Genomic DNA, 561 nt, shown 5'->3' with positions numbered 1-561 from the left:
ACCTATTATAGAAGTAACATTTTTAATCTCTTCACTTTGAGCAATAACTTCACTAGTTTTATGAGATACATTTTGCATAGAAGAAGTAATCTCTTCTAATGCTGCTGCTGTTTCTTCTAAAGAAGAAGCTTGAGAAGATGAAGAATCTGTTAAGTCTTTAACAGCACTTTGTAATTTACCACTCTCATCTGCTAATAAAGAAGCAAATTCAGATGATTGTCTTAGCATAGCTACTATTTCTTGACCTAATACATTAGTAGTTACTTCAACTCCACCTTTAGCATTTTTAACTTCAGTAGTAAAGTCTAATGCCTTATAGCTATCAAATACTCTATTGATTTCATTCATATTAGAACCAACTTTTGCTTGTAATACATCAAGCATATCATTTAATACATTTTTTAATTCTATTAATTGAGGATTAGCAGGAATTGCTGTTATTCTTGCTGTTAGATTACCACCTTCTATTTCTTTAGCTGTATCAACTGATTGTTCTACTGCTTTAGCATCTTGTTCTAATGCATTTTTAGTTTTAGTGATGTTTTCATTGATGGCTTTGGC

1 pseudogene is annotated in these 561 nt (G+C 30.8%); it reads right to left on the bottom strand.

The features are described 5' to 3' along the window. Nucleotides 1-561, bottom strand: a pseudogene (locus tag L8X33_RS08670) (methyl-accepting chemotaxis protein); the annotation flags it as partial.

This window comes from Campylobacter sp. CNRCH_2014_2849, assembly GCF_025772845.1.
Classification (GTDB): Bacteria; Campylobacterota; Campylobacteria; order Campylobacterales; family Campylobacteraceae; genus Campylobacter_D; species Campylobacter_D lari_D.
This window is presented reverse-complemented; position numbering and strand designations above follow the sequence as displayed.